Annotated in this window: 16 protein-coding genes; 8 read left to right on the top strand and 8 right to left on the bottom strand. The window is 63.0% G+C overall.

Annotated features, from left to right (window positions below):
- The first annotated feature begins 35 nt into the window (after positions 1-35).
- The 4 genes from AC0L18_RS22880 to AC0L18_RS22865 are packed head-to-tail and all read left to right on the top strand — an operon-like array spanning position 36 to position 4,192.
- Complete coding sequence (locus AC0L18_RS22880) at positions 36-332, top strand: sarcosine oxidase subunit delta (RefSeq protein WP_023797525.1); 297 nt, start codon at positions 36-38, stop codon at positions 330-332.
- The gene (locus AC0L18_RS22875; RefSeq protein ID WP_473494286.1) at positions 329-3,337 is read left to right on the top strand and encodes a sarcosine oxidase subunit alpha; all 3,009 of its coding nucleotides are present in this window, start codon (positions 329-331) and stop codon (positions 3,335-3,337) included. Before AC0L18_RS22880 ends, AC0L18_RS22875 begins: the two co-directional genes overlap by 4 nt.
- Positions 3,330-3,911, top strand: coding sequence for a sarcosine oxidase subunit gamma (locus AC0L18_RS22870; protein ID WP_473494285.1), 582 nt, complete (start codon positions 3,330-3,332; stop codon positions 3,909-3,911). The genes AC0L18_RS22875 and AC0L18_RS22870 overlap by 8 nt, the downstream gene beginning before the upstream one ends.
- 50 nt (positions 3,912-3,961) lie before the next feature.
- Entirely contained in the window at positions 3,962-4,192 is a 231-nt protein-coding gene (locus AC0L18_RS22865) for a hypothetical protein (protein ID WP_023797528.1), read from the top strand.
- An 83-nt stretch (positions 4,193-4,275) separates the two neighbouring features.
- Here AC0L18_RS22865 and AC0L18_RS22860 read toward each other — a convergent pair whose 3' ends face one another.
- The gene (locus AC0L18_RS22860; RefSeq protein WP_473494284.1) at positions 4,276-4,521 is read right to left on the bottom strand and encodes a DUF680 domain-containing protein; all 246 of its coding nucleotides are present in this window, start codon (positions 4,519-4,521) and stop codon (positions 4,276-4,278) included.
- A 233-nt stretch (positions 4,522-4,754) separates the two neighbouring features.
- A complete protein-coding gene (locus AC0L18_RS22855; protein WP_128173541.1) occupies positions 4,755-5,399 on the bottom strand; it encodes a TetR/AcrR family transcriptional regulator in 645 nt (214 codons plus the stop codon).
- A 212-nt stretch (positions 5,400-5,611) separates the two neighbouring features.
- Between AC0L18_RS22855 and AC0L18_RS22850 the strand changes: the two genes are divergently transcribed.
- Complete coding sequence (locus AC0L18_RS22850; RefSeq protein ID WP_473494283.1) at positions 5,612-6,307, top strand: hypothetical protein; 696 nt, start codon at positions 5,612-5,614, stop codon at positions 6,305-6,307.
- 5 nt (positions 6,308-6,312) lie between these two features.
- Here the strand turns inward: AC0L18_RS22850 and AC0L18_RS22845 are convergent, their stop codons facing one another.
- Together AC0L18_RS22845 and AC0L18_RS22840 are read right to left on the bottom strand one after the other, a co-directional pair.
- A complete protein-coding gene (locus AC0L18_RS22845; RefSeq protein WP_473494282.1) occupies positions 6,313-6,837 on the bottom strand; it encodes a MaoC family dehydratase in 525 nt (174 codons plus the stop codon).
- Complete coding sequence (locus AC0L18_RS22840) at positions 6,834-7,649, bottom strand: SDR family oxidoreductase (RefSeq protein ID WP_473494281.1); 816 nt, start codon at positions 7,647-7,649, stop codon at positions 6,834-6,836. The genes AC0L18_RS22845 and AC0L18_RS22840 overlap by 4 nt, the downstream gene beginning before the upstream one ends.
- Before the next feature lie 188 nt (positions 7,650-7,837).
- On the opposite strand from AC0L18_RS22840, the gene AC0L18_RS22835 reads away from it, so the two are divergent.
- Together AC0L18_RS22835 and AC0L18_RS22830 are read left to right on the top strand one after the other, a co-directional pair.
- Positions 7,838-8,101 carry a DUF4258 domain-containing protein gene (locus tag AC0L18_RS22835; RefSeq protein WP_473494280.1) on the top strand — a complete coding sequence of 88 codons (264 nt, stop codon included), beginning with the start codon at positions 7,838-7,840 and terminating at the stop codon, positions 8,099-8,101.
- Positions 8,098-8,289 (top strand): DUF2283 domain-containing protein, encoded by a 192-nt coding sequence (locus AC0L18_RS22830; protein ID WP_123151247.1) that lies wholly within the window; start codon positions 8,098-8,100, stop codon positions 8,287-8,289. The genes AC0L18_RS22835 and AC0L18_RS22830 overlap by 4 nt, the downstream gene beginning before the upstream one ends.
- A 7-nt stretch (positions 8,290-8,296) precedes the next feature.
- Here AC0L18_RS22830 and AC0L18_RS22825 read toward each other — a convergent pair whose 3' ends face one another.
- The 3 genes from AC0L18_RS22825 to AC0L18_RS22815 form a co-directional block, all read right to left on the bottom strand.
- A complete protein-coding gene (locus AC0L18_RS22825) occupies positions 8,297-11,428 on the bottom strand; it encodes an efflux RND transporter permease subunit (RefSeq protein ID WP_473494279.1) in 3,132 nt (1,043 codons plus the stop codon).
- The gene (locus tag AC0L18_RS22820; protein WP_473494278.1) at positions 11,428-12,588 is read right to left on the bottom strand and encodes an efflux RND transporter periplasmic adaptor subunit; all 1,161 of its coding nucleotides are present in this window, start codon (positions 12,586-12,588) and stop codon (positions 11,428-11,430) included. Before AC0L18_RS22820 ends, AC0L18_RS22825 begins: the two co-directional genes overlap by 1 nt.
- Before the next feature lie 256 nt (positions 12,589-12,844).
- The gene (locus tag AC0L18_RS22815) at positions 12,845-13,774 is read right to left on the bottom strand and encodes a LysR family transcriptional regulator (protein ID WP_473494277.1); all 930 of its coding nucleotides are present in this window, start codon (positions 13,772-13,774) and stop codon (positions 12,845-12,847) included.
- 134 nt (positions 13,775-13,908) lie between these two features.
- Between AC0L18_RS22815 and AC0L18_RS22810 the strand changes: the two genes are divergently transcribed.
- Positions 13,909-14,688, top strand: a complete 780-nt coding sequence (locus tag AC0L18_RS22810; protein ID WP_473494276.1) for an alpha/beta fold hydrolase — start codon at positions 13,909-13,911, stop codon at positions 14,686-14,688.
- A 205-nt stretch (positions 14,689-14,893) separates the two neighbouring features.
- On the opposite strand, the gene AC0L18_RS22805 is transcribed toward AC0L18_RS22810, so the two are convergent.
- Positions 14,894-15,322 carry a CBS domain-containing protein gene (locus AC0L18_RS22805; protein ID WP_091600429.1) on the bottom strand — a complete coding sequence of 143 codons (429 nt, stop codon included), beginning with the start codon at positions 15,320-15,322 and terminating at the stop codon, positions 14,894-14,896.
- Positions 15,323-15,826: the final 504 nt, after the last annotated feature.

Genomic DNA, 15,826 nt, shown 5'->3' with positions numbered 1-15,826 from the left:
GCCTGCGTCGGCCACGGCGAATTGTAGGAACAACCATGCTTCTCATCCGCTGCCCCTATTGCGAGGAAGAGCGTCCGGAACTCGAATTCCGCAACGCCGGCGAGGCACATATCGCGCGTTCGGCGGATATGGCCGCGACAAGCGACGACGATTTCGAAAAGTTCTTCTTCATCCGCTCGAATCCCAAAGGCATCATCTATGAGCGCTGGCGGCACATGCATGGCTGCGCGCGGTTCTTCAATGCCGTGCGTGACACCGTCAGCGACAGGTTCCTGATGACCTACAAGGCCGGCGAGCCGAAGCCGGCGAAGCTGCCGGGAGCCTCCGAATGATCGCGACGTTCCGCATTCCCGGCGCCGGGCGCCTCAAGCAGGCAGAGACCGCGCGGTTCAGCTTCGACGGCCAGTCCTATGCCGGCGTCGAAGGCGAATCGCTGGCCTCGGCGCTGCTCGCCAACGGCGTCCATCTGGTCGGCCGTTCGTTCAAATATCACCGGCCGCGCGGCTTCCTGTCCGCCGGGGCGGAAGAGCCCAACGCGCTGGTTGAGATCAAGCGCGACTCGGCCAGGAGGACACCAAATGTTCGCGCCACCGTGCAGGAGCTCTATGACGGGCTGACGGCACAGTCGCAGAACCGCTGGCCGTCGCTGGCCTTCGACGTCAGCGCGCTCGGCGACATCGCCTCGCCGCTGCTTTCGGCGGGCTTTTACTACAAGACCTTCATGTGGCCGAAGTCCGCCTGGAAAAACTTTTACGAGCCCAGGATCAGGGCTGCGGCAGGGCTTGGCGTCGCTCCCGACCAGCCGGATCCCGACCACTATTCGGCGCGTTTCGCACATTGCGACGTGCTGGTGCTGGGCGGCGGTGCTGCCGGCATCGCCGTGGCACTTGCCGCGGCCGAAACCGGCGTGCGCGTCATCCTTGCCGACGAGCAGCCGTATTTTGGCGGCAGCCTGCATTTCGAGAGTGGCGCCAGGATCGACGGCCAGGATGGTTTTGCCTGGGCGCAAGGTGCAGTCGCGACGCTCAGGGCCATGGACAATGTCCGCGTGCTGTCGCGCACCACGGCCTTCGGCTATTACGCGCAGAATTTCGTCGGGCTGGTCGAGCGCGTCAGCGACCATCTAAAGAATGCAGGCCGCGAGCTGCCGCGCGAGCGGCTGTGGCAGGTCCGTGCCAAACGCGTCGTGCTGGCGACCGGTGCCATCGAGCGGCACATGGTGTTTGCCGACAACGACCGGCCAGGCATCATGCTGGCGTCGGCGGCGCGCACCTATCTCAACCATTTTGGCGTCGCGGTCGGCAGGAATGTCGGCGTCTATACGGCCAATGATTCCGCCTATGCGGCGGCGATCGACCTGAAGAAGGCCGGTGTCGGCGTGGCGGCGATAGTCGACCTGCGCGACAACCCGACCGGATCGGTGATCGACGAGGCGAGGGCGCTCGGCATCGAGGTCAATTTCGGCCGCGCGGTGATCCGCGCCGGCGGCAAATTGCGCGTCTCGTCGATGACCGTGCAGCCGAAGAATGGCGGCGGCGAGCGCACCATCCCGGTCGACGCGATCCTGATGTCGGCCGGCTGGACACCGTCGGTGCATCTGTTCTCGCAATCGCGCGGCAAGGTCGCCTTCAACGACGAGACCAAGCGTTTCGTGCCCGGCACCTACGCCCAGGATTGCGTCTCGGTCGGCGCCTGCAACGGCACCGACGGGCTGTCGGCGACGATCGACGAGGCCTATGCGGCGGGCGCCAAAGCGGCGAAGAATGCGGGCGTCAAGAATGCCGGCGCCAACACCGTCAAGGGCACCAAGCCGAAGGTCGACGGCAGCGAGAGCTGGTCGCGCGGCATGCTTGGTGCGGCGCCCGGCGCCGGGCCGGACACGACGGTAAAAGCCTTCGTCGACTTCCAGAACGACGTCACCGCCAAGGACATCCGCCAGGCGGTGCATGAAGGCATGCGCTCGATCGAGCACGTCAAGCGCTTCACCACCAATGGCATGGCGACCGACCAGGGCAAGACCTCGAACATGCACGGTCTGGCGATCGCCGCCGAGACGCTGGGCAAGCCGATCCCGCAGGTCGGCCTGACGACGTTCCGGGCGCCTTACACGCCGGTGACCTTCGGTTCGATCGTCGGGCACGCGCGGGGTCCGCTCTTCGACCCGACCCGCAAGACGGCGATCCATCCGTGGGCCGAGGCTCAAGGGGCGGTGTTCGAGGATGTCGGCCAATGGAAGCGCGCCTGGTATTTTCCCAAAGCAGGCGAAGACATGCACGCCGCGGTCGATCGCGAGTGTGTTACGGTGCGCAAGACGGCCGGCCTGTTCGACGCCTCGACGCTGGGCAAGATCGAGGTGGTCGGGCCGGATGCGGCGAAGTTCATGGAACTGCTCTATACCAATCCGTGGGAGAAACTGGAGCCCGGCCGCTGCCGCTATGGCATCATGCTGCGCGAGGATGGTTTCATCTATGACGACGGTGTCGTTGGCAGGCTTGCAGCCGACCGTTTCCACGTGACGACGACGACGGGCGGTGCGCCGCGAGTCATGAACCATATGGAGGATTACCTCCAGACCGAGTTTCCGCATCTCAACGTCTGGCTGACCTCGACCACCGAGCAGTGGGCGGTGATCGCCGTGCAGGGTCCGAAGTCGCGAGACATCATCGCGCCGTTGGTCGAGGGCATCGACATGTCGGACGGGGCGCTGCCGCATATGTCGGTGCGCGAGGGCAAGATCTGCGGCGTGCCGACAAGGCTGTTCCGGATGTCGTTCACCGGCGAGCGCGGCTTCGAGGTCAACGTGCCCGCCGACTACGGCCAGGCTGTCTGGGAAGCGCTGTGGACCGAGGGCCAGAAGCATGGCGCCTGTGCCTACGGTACCGAAGCGATGCACGTGCTGCGTGCCGAAAAGGGTTACATCATCGTCGGCCAGGACACCGACGGCACGGTGACGCCAAACGATGCCGGGCTCGACTGGGCGGTCGGCAAGAAGAAGACCGATTTCGTTGGTATCAGGGGCATGGCTCGGCCCGACCTGGTCGCCAAGGGCCGCAAGCAGCTTGTCGGCCTGAAGACCAAAGACCCAAAAGTGGTGCTGGAAGAAGGCGCGCAGATCGTCGGCGATCCGAAACAGGCGATCCCGATGACGATGATCGGCCATGTCACCTCGAGCTACTGGTCGGAAAATTGCGGCCGCTCGATTGCGCTGGCCCTGGTTGCCGGCGGCCGCGACCGGATGGGCGAGACGCTCTACGTGCCGATGCCCGATGCGACGATCGAGGTGGAGGTCACCGGCATGGTGTTCTTTGACGACAAGGGGGAGCGCCTCAATGGCTAAGGCTGCCGCGAAGGAATCTGCCGCCGCTGCGCCGTCGGTCGAACGCCGGCCGGCTCTCGCCGGTCAGGAGCTTTCCGTAACCGGCGTTACGCTTGCTGTGTTGCCGCCGGCGCAGCGTATTTCGCTGCGCGCGCCGGACGCCTCGGTCGCGGCGCTTTCGAAGGCGCTTGGCGTGGAGTTGCCGCGGAAGCCCAAAACCTCGGCGGCAAAGGCCGGGCGCACGGCATTGTGGCTTGGGCCGGACGAATGGCTGGTCATCGACGAGGTGGGAAAAGACCCGCTCGCCGATTGCGCCGAGGTCACAGTGCTGCATTCGGCGGTCGGCATCTCGCATCGCAACGTCGCCATCTCGGTTATCGGTCCAGCGGCGGCGGCGACGATCAATTCAGGCTGTCCGCAGGATCTGTCGCTGGACGTCTTTCCGGTCGGCGCGGCCTCGCGCACCATCCTGGGCAAGGCCGAGATCGTGCTGTTGCGCATCGCAGCCGACGCATTCCGGGTTGAATGCTGGCGCTCTTTTTCCGATTATGTCTTTAGTTTCCTGTCGGAGGCGGCCGGCGACGCAGCGGCTTAGGAATTTCGCTGGGCTCGACCGTTTGCCGGAGCAAGTCGGGGAGAATGTCGATGCCGTCGAAATCCGCGCCGAATCCAGCGGCTCAGAAGACGCCGGCCGTGCGCTCGTTCGAACACGAGCAGCACAAAGAACCAAACATTGAAGAGGAACTCGAGGAAGGGCTCGAGGACACGTTTCCGGCCAGCGATCCGGTGTCGATCACCGGGACTTCGATTCCCGGCGCTCCTGCAAGACCTGGCAAGGCCAAGATCGTGGCCGGAATGAAGAAGCGCAGGAAATAACATCCATCAGGCTCCGGCGAGCCGGGTCGCCGGCCACGAGAGCAGGCGGTCAGGATTTCCTGTCGTCGCTTTTGTTTCGAACGTCAGAACGTGCTGGGCACGATCCACGGGTCGATGTCGATGCCGAGCCGCGGGTCCTTGCTTTCCGTTGAGCCCTTGTGGGTGGCCGCGCCTGCCTTCTCGACCGATCCGGTCGCGCCGCAATCGAGCTTGATGCCGGTGTCGGCGCAGGCCGCGGCCGGCGCCTGTTTGCCGGCCTGACTCTGGTCGGCGAAGGCAGCGCCCGAGAATGCAAGCACTGCCGCGACCGTGAGGATTGTCTTTTTCATGGTCTGTCTCCGGGCTGGATGACTGGAGTTGTACATGTACGACATAGCGTACATATACGACCGGCGAGTATGAAGGTCAAGTCGGAAATTGTACATGTACGAAATTTTGAGCGTGGCGCTAGCCCGCCGGGTCGCGATCCCAGCCACCGGGTCCTACACGCATAGATTGATTCCCCCAGGCCTTCGCCCTGTTTCGCTTGCCTGTCAGCTATCCGAAACCGAAGAAAAACCCTTCAGCAGTTGACCGGCGTCTCGGTCAGCGGCGGCACGTCCTGCGTGGCCAGAGCGGCAAGCGTGAAGTCGCACATCCGCTTGACGAAAGCCTGCTGGTCGCCGAACGGATAGAAGGGAAAGGTGATCAGCAGCGAGATCGTGCCGTGGCCGACCGCCCACAGCATGGTGGCGATGGCGCGCGGATCGCCCTTCAGCCTGCCGGCGGCCACGCAGGCTTCGACCCTCTTGATCAGCACCTTCATCAACGGGTTGCCCTCCTGCATCTCGGCGAAGGTCCTGCCTTCCGGGGGCTTGACCTTCTCGGTCATGAATATCGTGCGATACTCGTTGGGGTTGCCAAGGCCGAAGGCCGCATATTCGGTCATCACCACTTGCAGCGCCTCGATCGGATCGTCGGCCGGGTGATCCTCGATACGCTTTGCCAGAGTCTTGAACGCGTCCTCGGCCAACGCGAACAAGATGTCCTGCTTGTCGGCAAAATAGGAATAGACCGACATCGGCGCATAGCCGACACGCTTGGCCAGCTTGCGGATAGTGAGGCCTTCATAGCCTTCTTCCTGGACGAGCTTGTGCGCGGCGTCGACAAGTTCGGAGCGCAGTTCGGCCTTTTGTTTCTCGCGGCGTGTCTGTACGCTGAGCGGCAATTTTCGCCTGCCTTCTGTTTGTGGCTGGCTAAATTATATACGCTGTACGGAATCGGACAAGGCGCGGTCAAAAATCGGCGTCCTTCTCAGCCATTTTCGCCAAACATCGATCACACATGTTACCCGGGCAGAACGACGCGACATCGGACTGTTACAACCAGAGGTTAGCTGCGGCCCGGCCAAGAGATTTTGTTGCTAGGGCCGAGATGACCATGACCGAGCTTTCTTCCGTTGCGCCAAACGCAGATCCACTTTCTCACAATGCCATGCTGGCCCTCAGGCGGGTGGTCATGGTTGCATGGTTGGCGATCGCGCTCGGATTCGCCATGGAGGCGCTTACTCTGGCTGGCAGGCTTGCAGCGGGTTCTCACCCGGCTACCACCCTGATCCTGATCGAATTGGCGCAAGGCGTGACGTGGGCGTTCTTCGTCTGCGCCGGTCTCAGCCTCGGCACGGCGATCGCCAAGGTACGAGCCTCGCTCGGCGGCCTGATCGCTGCAATCTCGGCACCACTGGCGATGGCCATCGCCAAGGGGTCGCAAAAGGTCATGGTAACTGCTCTTGATGCGGCCACAAAACCGGCCACCCTCTCGCTCACCACGCTGGGCGTGCTGCGGGCGATCGAATATGGCCTGCTCGGCTGGATCCTGGCGTCGCTGGCGTCGAAGGAAAAACCCCGTCCGCTCCATTTTGCGCTGGCAGGCACCGCAATGGGCGCGGTGTTCGGCGGCGGAATCACGGTGCTGACGATTGAGACGGCCGCGGCGAACGGCGTTGCGCTTGAATTGCCGCGGGCGATCACAACCGGCCTCAACGAGATCGTGTTTCCGATCGGTTGCGCACTGGTCGTCTACATTGCCCTGCGGGTCGGCCGGCACATGAAGATGATCTCTGGCGAGGTTCGTTGAGCCGTTCAGGCCGCTTCTGGCTCGCGCTCGATCAATGTCAGCGTCAGCCAGCGCGCGGTCAGCGCCGGCTTTTTCGAGCCCTCGATCTCGATCGTCACGTCATGCGCGGTCTGCACCCAGCCCGACGGCCTGACCTTGACGTCGGCCAACACGAAACGGGTGCGGATGCGCGCGCCGGTCTTCACCGGCGCCAGGAAGCGCAGCGAGTCAAAACCATGGTTGACGCCCATCTTGCTGTTTTCGAGCGGCGGCATGGTCTCGAAGGTCATCGCCGATAAAAGCGAAAGCGACAGAAAACCATGCGCGATGGTGCCACCGAACGGCGTCTCGCGCTTGGCGCGCTCCGGGTCGCAATGGATGAACTGGTGGTCGTCGGTGGCGTCGGCGAACTGGTCGATCATGCGCTGCGAGACCACCCGCCACGGCGACACGCCGACCTCCTTGCCGACGCTGGCCAGAAGCACATCGAGACTGATCGGTTCCACGCTGATGTCCTCTATTTCAACCGTCCGGAGCGCGAGCGGCTTCATTCCTTGAACAGTGTCAGCCCATGCTGCACCGACTGTCCGCCATCGATCGGCAGGATGGCGCCGGTGATATAGCTGCCGGCACGGCTGCACAAATAGAGCGTTGCGCCGGCAATGTCATCCGGCGCGCCGATGCGGCCGATCGGAACATGGCCGCCGATATGCTTGGCCTGGTCCTCACTCGCGGTGGCGAAGGCAGTCATCCGGCTCTGGAAGGGACCGGGGGCGAAGGCATTGACGGTGATACGGCGGGCGGCGAACTCGATCGCCAAGGTGCGCGTCAGATGATGAACAGCAGCCTTCGAGGCAGAGTAGGAGTAAGCGTCGTCGGCCAGCGGCTGCGTGCCCATCACCGAACCCAGATTGATCACCCGGGCCGGATCGGCATCGCTGGCGGCGGCGTCGAGCAGCGGCAGAAGCTCGCGCGTCAGTTGGAAGACCGCAGTGACGTTGACGCCGAACACCCTGGCCCAGGCATGGTAGGGAAAACTTTCCAGCGGCGCCCCCCAGGAGACGCCGGCATTGTTGACCAGGATGTTCAGCCGCTCGGTCCGCGCCTTGACCTCGTCGACCAGCGCCGCGATGCCAGCCTCGCTGGAGACATCGCCGGCAAAGCCCTCGGCCCGGCCGGTGCCGCCGAGGCCGTTCAGTTCATCGGCAACCCTGATGCAGTCCTCACCCTTGCGCGAGGCGATCATCACGGTGGCGCCGGCCCTGACCAAAGCGGTCGCCGCCATGCGGCCGATGCCGGTCGCAGCCCCGGTCACCAGCGCGGTCTTGCCGGCCACCGAAAACAGCTCGTCCAGATAGCTCATCGCAATTCCTCCGGATAATTCCCTCGGTCCTGCCCCCTTGTCCAGACGAAATGGCTCGCGTTGACAAGGCTTCCCGAAGTACGATCATTCCTTGCCACGGGTAAAGTGCCTAAACCGAGGCGATGGGGCGCGTGTTGGCTGACTGACCGGGCCCGGCGGCACGGTGTTGATCGGGATATGGCTGCGGAATGATTGCGAAACGCCCGCTGCTGTATACCAACCATGCCGAGACAGTCATTCGTGAACGTTCGCTTGACAAACGCTGGATCGAACGAGCTGTGTGGGAACCGGATTGGCAAGCGGCGGATGTGAAAGACACCTCGGTGATACGCCTGTACAAGCGGGTGCCCGAAAATGGCAATCGCATCCTGCGCGTCGTCTGTGTGGTAACGCCTGAGGAAATCCGTATACTGTCTGTCTATTTCGATCGCGGGGCGAGAAGGCCGAAATGACACTCAAACTCGAATATGACCCGGAAGCTAATGCTGCATACATCCGTTTTTCCTCGGAAGCGATTCAGGAAAGCGAGGAAGTTTCCGCAGGCATAGTCCTCGACTATGATGCTGAGGGTCACATCGTCGGCATGGAGGTGCTGGATGCCCGAGAACACCTTCCCGCCGCGATGTTGAAGGCTGCCTGACCCCAACCTACTCCGCCGGGTCGACATTAGTGTAGGCGGCTTCCTCGAGCTCGCGCTTCAGCCGCGATGCCTCTTCCACCTTCGGCGTGACGAAGCGGCCGAGCAGGAGATAGGCGACCGGTGTCAGGAACAGCGTCGAGACGGTGGCCAGGCCCAGACCGCCGACGATCACCCAGCCGAGCGCGATCCGCGCCTCGGCGCCGGCGCCGCTCGCCAGCACCAGCGGCACGCCGCCGAGCACGGTGCAGATCATCGTCATCATCACCGGCCGCAGCCGGATGGTGGAGGCCTGCTCGATCGCTTCACGCACGCCGAGCCCGCGGTCGCGCAACTGATTGGCGAACTCGACGATCAGGATGCCGTTCTTGGCCATCACGCCGACCAGCAGCACCAGGCCGATCTGGCTGTAGGCGTTGAGGCTGGTGCCGCTGAGCAAAAGGGCAAAGATCGCGCAGGCGAGGCCGAGCGGCACCGTCGCCATGATGATGACCGCGCTGACGAAGCTCTCGAACTGAGCGGCGAGCACCAAAAGGATGATGACCAGCGAGAAGCCGAAGATGGTGATCATGGCGCTGTTGGTCTCGCCCAGCGTCGCCGCCTCGGCCAAGGGGACGATACGGCTGCCCGGCGGCAGAAGCGGCGTGGCGATTGCCTCGGCGCGGGTGAGCGCCTGGCCGAGCGCGAAATCGCCGCTGAGGTTGGAGGTGATCGCCACCGACGGCTGCTGCTGCTCGCGGGTCAGCGAGGGCGGCACGGCGCGCTCGGTCAAAGTGGCGATGGTCGACATCGGCACGAAGCGGCCGTCGGCCGTCTTCAGGAAGATGTTCTCCAAATCGGTCGGATCGTTGATCGGGTTGGTCGTCGAGACGAGCTTCACGCCATAGCTGCGATCGGCGATATAGACGTCGACGACATCATTGCCGTCGAGCATGGCCTGGAAGGAATCGGCCAGCCTGGTGATGTCGATGCCGAGGTCGGAAGCGCGCTCGCGGTCGATGGCGACGGAAAGCTGGGGCTGCGTCGGGTCGACGGAGAGCCGCGGCGACTGGAAGCGGGCGTCCTTCTGCATCTCGGCGATGATCTTCACCGCAGCGTCGCCGAGCGCCGCGCGGTTGTTACCGACCAGCGCGAACTGCAGGCCGTTGCCGGCGCCGCGAATCCCGAGGCTGTTGGGCTGCATCGGAAAGACGCGCACGCTCGGCACCTGCCGGGTGAGCCGTCTGATGTCGGCCATGATCTGCTGCTGGCTGCGGGTGCGCTCGTCCCATGGCGCCAGTGTCATCACCATGAAGCCGGCGTTGTAGGCGCCGTTGCGGCCGGCGCTCTCGAAGGTGTTGCGGATTTCGCCGGAATCGCGCAGCGGCTGGATCAGTTTTTCGATCTTCTGCATCTGCTGCGTCGTGTAGTCGAGGCTGACGCCTTGCGGCGCGTCGACGCGCATGAGCACGATGGCACGGTCCTCGGTCGGCGTCAGTTCCTGGCGGATAGTGCCAAACAGCGTGAAGGCGGTGGCTGCAAACAGCAGCGCGACCAGAAGCACGATCCACGGCGCGTCGAGGCAGATGTGCAGACAGCGCCGATAGAGCGTGTTCAGTGCGCGGCCGATGCGGGCACCGATGCCGCTGCCGCCTTCGTGGTGAAGCGGGGCAACCGACAGCATGCGCGAGGCAAGCATCGGACAAAGGGTTAACGCCACGACGGCGGACAGAAGCACCGATATGGCGAGAACGAAGCCGAATTCGCGGAACAGGCCGCCGGTCTGGCCGGGCAGGAAGGAGATCGGCACGAAGACGGCGACCAGCGTCAGCGTCGTGGCGATGACGGCGAAAAACACTTCCTGAGCGCCAAGCACGGCTGCGGCACGTGGCCCCATGCCTTCGTTGCGGCGTCGCACGATGTTTTCCAGAACGACGATGGCGTCGTCGACGACCAGGCCCGTCGCCAGCACCAGGGCCAGCAGCGTCAATATGTTGACCGAGAAGCCGGCAAGATAGATGGCGGCGATCGTCCCGATCATGGCGACCGGCATCGCAAGCCCAGGAATGAGCGTCGCGCGCCAGTCGAGGAGAAACACATAGATGACGATCAGCACGATGGAGACGGACAAGCCGAGTGCGATCTCGACCTCATGCACCGCGCCGTTGACGAAGACCGCATCGTCGCTGGTGACCTTGATCGACATGCCCTGAGGCAGATCCGCCTGCAGCGCGGCGACGGCGGCCCTGACGCCGGTCGAAATATCCAGCGTGTTCGATTCCGCCTGGCGGATGATGCCGAGACCGATGCCGGTCTTGCCGTTCGAACGCAATGTGGTCTGACCGATGTCGGGGCCGAGCGTGACGGCGGCGACGTCGCGGATGCGGGTCGTGCCGCCGATGATGATGTTTTCGAACTCCTCCGGCGTGGTCACGTCCGCCGTCGGACGCACGATCAGGTCCTGGTTGGTCGTGGTGATCGAGCCGGCAGGCGAATCGAAAGCGACCGAGGCCAGCGCTGTCCTCAGGTCGGCGACGGTGAAGCCCAGGCCGGCGAGCTTGTTCTGATCGACATCGATGCGAAATATCTTGTCGCGGTCGCCATAGACCTGGACGTCGGCTACGCCAGGCACGGCGGCAAGCTCGTCCTCGATCTGGTCCTGGACCAGCACCGTCATGTCCTGCACCGACATGGTGTCGGAGGTGACAGCCAGCCGCATCACCGGCTCGGAATTGGCATCGGCCTTGACGATGCGAGGCGCATCCGCCGTATCCGGCATCTGGTCGGCGACGCGGCCGACGCCATCGCGCACATCGGAGGCGGCGACGTCGAGGTCGACGCCGTCGTTGAATTCGATGGTGACGCGGCTTGTGCCGAAGGACGAGGTGGACGAGATCGACTTCACACCAGAGACGCGGGCGACCGCGCCCTCAATCACGTCGGTCAATTCGCGGTCGACGGTCTCGGCTGCAGCGCCTTCAAAGGTCGTGTTGACGGTGACGACGGCGCGATCGACATCCGGCAGTTCGCGGATTTCGACACCGTAAAAGGCAGCAAGGCCGGCGACCGCGATCAGCGTGTTCAAAACGAAGGCCATCACCGGCCTGCGAATGAACAGCGCGGTGAAGCCTGTGTCGCTGGCTGCGTTGTTGGTTGCGGTCATCAGCCGTCGGCGTCCGCGGCGCGCAGTTGTTCGCCGGCGATGCGGACCTCGCCGCCTTCGCTGACGCTCTGGGTGCCCTCGGTCACCACCATGTCGCCGCTGACGATCGGGGCATCGATCAGCACGGTCTCGGTGTTGCGCTGGATGATGCGCACCGCAACCCGCTTGGCCTTGCCGTCCACGATGGTCCAGATATAGGCGCCGTCCGAACCCCATTGTATCGCCAGCGGACTGACCGCAGGATAGCTGTCGCCGGGGAACTTCATGGTGATCTGGAAGGACAGGCCGGCACGCAGCGAATCGGCCGGATTGGCGATCTTTGCCTTGACCAGAAGGGTACGACTGGCTTCATCGATGTGGTTGTCGATGGCGGAGACCGTGCCGGTATAGGCTTTGTTTGGGTTGGCGATTGGCGTCGCCGACAATTGCGCGCCGACTTTGACGACGGCGGCGAAGCGCTCCGGCACCCAGAATTCGACCAGTATGCTGGAGCGGTCATCAAGGGTGGCGACCGCCGACTGGCTGGTCACATAGTTGCCGGCTGATATCGGCAGGATGCCGACGACGCCGGCGATCGGCGCGACGATCGAGCGGCGCTGCAAGGCCAGTTCCGCATCGCGAAGCGCCAGCTTGGCATTGGCCAGCACCACCTCGGCATCGGCAACGGAGACCGCCGTCGCAGCGTTGGAAGCCCGCAACGATTTGACCCGGTCGAGCTTGGCCTGCGCGTCCTGCAAGGCAACCTTTGCGCGGTCCTGTGCAATCACCTCGGTGTCGGAATCGAGGGTGGCAATGATCTGTCCTTTTTCGACATGGGCGCCGGACTCGACCAGAAATTCGACCAGGCGGCCTGAACTGTAGGGATTGACCGTCACCGAGGCGTAGGCTCGGCCGGTGCCGATTGCCCGCAGGCGATCATTGATGACGGCCGTGGCCGCCGGCAATGCGACGATAGTCGCCAGTTGGCCGGCGTCGCTGCGGCGGCCCGCTTGCCCGGCGTTGTCGACGGCGCTCGTCGCTGTCGGAGGCGTCGCGGCATCAGCCCATTCGATGCCCCAGCGCGCCAGCACATCCGGCGCGCCTGGAAAAAAGCGAACCCAGGCGGCCGCGGCCGCGACGAGGATCACAAGTGAAAAAACGATCTGTTTCCAGGCGGCCATCGGCACTCCGGTTGGCAAGATCCCGTCTACGCTTCCCAAGCTGAAGTAGACGCGACAGCACCCTCCGACACAGGGGATGGCCCGTCGATATCAAAGCTTTATGGCAATTCTCCCGCTCGCTTGCACATTAAATCGGTGTAACGTTGATAGGGCCTACGCTTGAGTCAAACTGGCTCAGCCGGCTGAGCCAATGGGGTAGTGGTCAGTTTGAAACAATCGTTGCGGTGGAAGAAGCGCATGGTAGGCAGGACCGACTTCAGATGTGACTCGCTTTGCTGTCAATCCTCTTCAAATCGAGCCGCGGAATGAGAAAGTCCAAAAATGCTTTAACTTTGGGGGGCTGAACGCCGCCTCCAGGCCGGATCGCATAGAGGGTTGGTTCGGGCCCTGCCCACTCGGGTAGGACACGAACCAGTCTCCCAGCGGCAACGTCCGACTTGACGCGCACATGGTTGGTCATGAACAGACCAACTCCCTCCAGCAGGAACCCGTGAAGAGCCTCTGGATCGCTGGCAACGGCCACTGCTCGTACTTTGAACTGGGACCGCTCGCCGCCGCTCGATAGGGGCCATTCTACTGCCGGACGATTGAAATAGAACTCTGTCAACAGACAGGCATGTTCCATCAGCTCCGATGGATGCTGTGGCGTCCCCGCACGTTCCAGGTAGGTCGGGGCCCCATAGATACCCATCGGCAATGCGCCGAGCCGCCGAGCCGTGAGCGTGGAATCGGGCAGGGTGCCTTCCTGGAGCCGGAAAGCTATGTCTATGTCCTTGGCGACAAGGTCGACGACCTCGTGCCCAAGAAGCAAATGCGGGAACACCTCTGGATAGAAGCGGCGAAACTCGGTGAGCAGCGGAGCGAGGACGCGAGTTGCCAGCCAGTACGAGGCGGCAATCCGAAGCCATCCGCGCGGATGTTGCTGCAACTCCGCCACTGCGTTCTCCGCATCCTCCAGATTCTTCACCACTCGTTCGCAGTGCTGGAAATATACCGCTCCCGCTTCAGTCAGCTTCAGGCTGCGGGTTGTCCGATTCAGCAGTTGTGTCCGCAGTCTGGATTCCAGCTCCTGCACCTTCCGGCTGACCCGTGTCTTCGGCACCTTGAGCACGTGCGCTGCCGCTGTGAAGCTCCCTTCCTGCACCACCTTTACGAAAGCGACCGTATCGCTGAAGTCGGGCAGCATATGAGTCCTCCAGCAAGTTCGGATTGTCTCTCATTTTGAGACATTGATGTCCGAATCCGCTCGGTAATCAAGTCAGGTCCGTCAGGGTAGATCATGATTGTCCTATCAACAGCAAAACCAACTGGAGAACTGCCATGATCAAATCCCTAGCGATCGCCGTCGGTGCGCTGACGCTTTCGGTAACTGCTGCCGACGCACAAAGCGCGCCGCTCCGCAACGTCGTTCTCGTCCACGGCGCCTTTGCCGACGGAGCTGGATGGCGAGGCGTCTACGACCAACTAACAAGTCGTGGCTACAAAGTCTCGATCGTCCAGAATCCGCTCACGTCGTTCGAAGACGATGTCGCCGCAACGCGTCGCGTGCTCGCCCGGCAGGATGGGCCAGCCATCCTCGTCGGTCATTCCTACGGTGGCACGGTAATTACAGAAGCCGGCAACGCTGCCAATGTTGCGGGCCTCGTCTATGTCGCTGCCTTCGCTCCAGATGTCGGTCAATCCACGCTGGACCAATATGCCGAAATTCCTCCGCCGCCGAACTTTCAGCCTGACGTGCAGCCCGATGGCTTCGCGTTCCTGAAGATTGAGACGTTTAAGGCCGGCTTTGCTGGGGATACCAAGGATGCCGATGCCGCATTCCTGCGCGACTCCCAAGTGCCGATCGCTATGAAGGCGCTTGAGGCCAAGGTGACGACGGCGGCGTGGAAGACCAAGCCAAGCTGGTACGTTGTCGCGACTGAGGACGGCGCTATTGCGCCCGAACTGCTTCGGAGCACCGCCGATCGTATCGGGGCGGTCACCACCGAGGTCAAAGGCAGCCATGTGGTATTCCTTACCCAGCCACAGGCCGTAGCCGACGTCATCGAACAGGCTGCCAAGGGTGTGGTGCCGGGCGATACCGCGGCGGCACCGAACTGACATCGCCCCAACGTAGCTCTGAGCCACGGCCAAGAGCGCAAGTGGGAAACGTGCAAAGATACTGGAGCAGCCGGGAGCGTCATCGACGTCCCCGGCATTATGACAGGAAGGCCTGATTTACGGCTCGGTCGAGCCGTCGCTTTGAGACGCGACAGCGCTAATGCGCCGCTGAACTCAGTTTGACCACGCAGCCGGGCAGAGCGCTTTACGTCGCGTGTGCGCCGCCGGGTACGACGACACCGGACATCGCGATTCCGGCGGTTGCCGGATCTTCCTTCAGCACCGCGTCCGCGAGCGAGACCACGCCCACCAGGCGCTTGTCGCGATTGAGGACAGGCAACCGCCTGACCTGGATGTCACCCATATTCTGGGCGACGTGCTCGATATCTTCGTCCTCGAAGCAGTATTTGACATCCTTGGTCATCACGTCGCGGACCGTGGCATTGCCGTCCTTGCCCTCGGCGACCGCACGCACGACGATGTCACGATCGGTGATCGTTCCGACGAGTCGGTCGTTTTCTCCGACTGGCAGGAATCCGACATCGTCAACCGCCATGCGTTTCGCGATTTTCTGCAACGACTCGCCAGGACTGGCGAGATGAACGTTGGGGGTCATTATCTCAGCGACTTTCATGGTGAATCTCCCTGTTCGCGCCCAGAACGGCATCAACGCCTGCGGTCGTCGAGCGATATTGGTCTGAAGGACTTGTTGAGGACCTCAGGCCTGTCGCGCTGCGACGCTCGCTCGGCGGCCCCGTTCTTCGCTGATGGAACTAACAGCCGGGCCGAATGGTTCCAGCCGTGGCCGCGCCGCCATAGATATCAGCCGGAACCATCGGGCTCCGGTCCCGTTTGCCGTAAATACCGCCTTGCAGACCGGACATGGGCGGCGTGACCCTTGAAGCTTCCCGTTTTGTTCCCATATAGGGTGAAAGGACGGGAGACGGTTCCTCCGCCGGGTCCCGCGCGGAGACAGAGGTAACAAATCGCACCTAAGACATGGTGTAGTGCGCCCCTGAACTGAGACGCCAAAAGCGTAACAGTTCTCCGCAAAAAAGATTGAAATCGTTGTTGACACTTTGGATGGGCGCCGACTATATACGCCTCACCAACGAGGGCGGCGCGCCGCTGGCGACGA

This window comes from Mesorhizobium sp. WSM4819, assembly GCF_055811215.1.
Note: the sequence above shows the minus strand (reverse complement) of the source record. Positions and strands in the feature narration are given on the sequence as shown.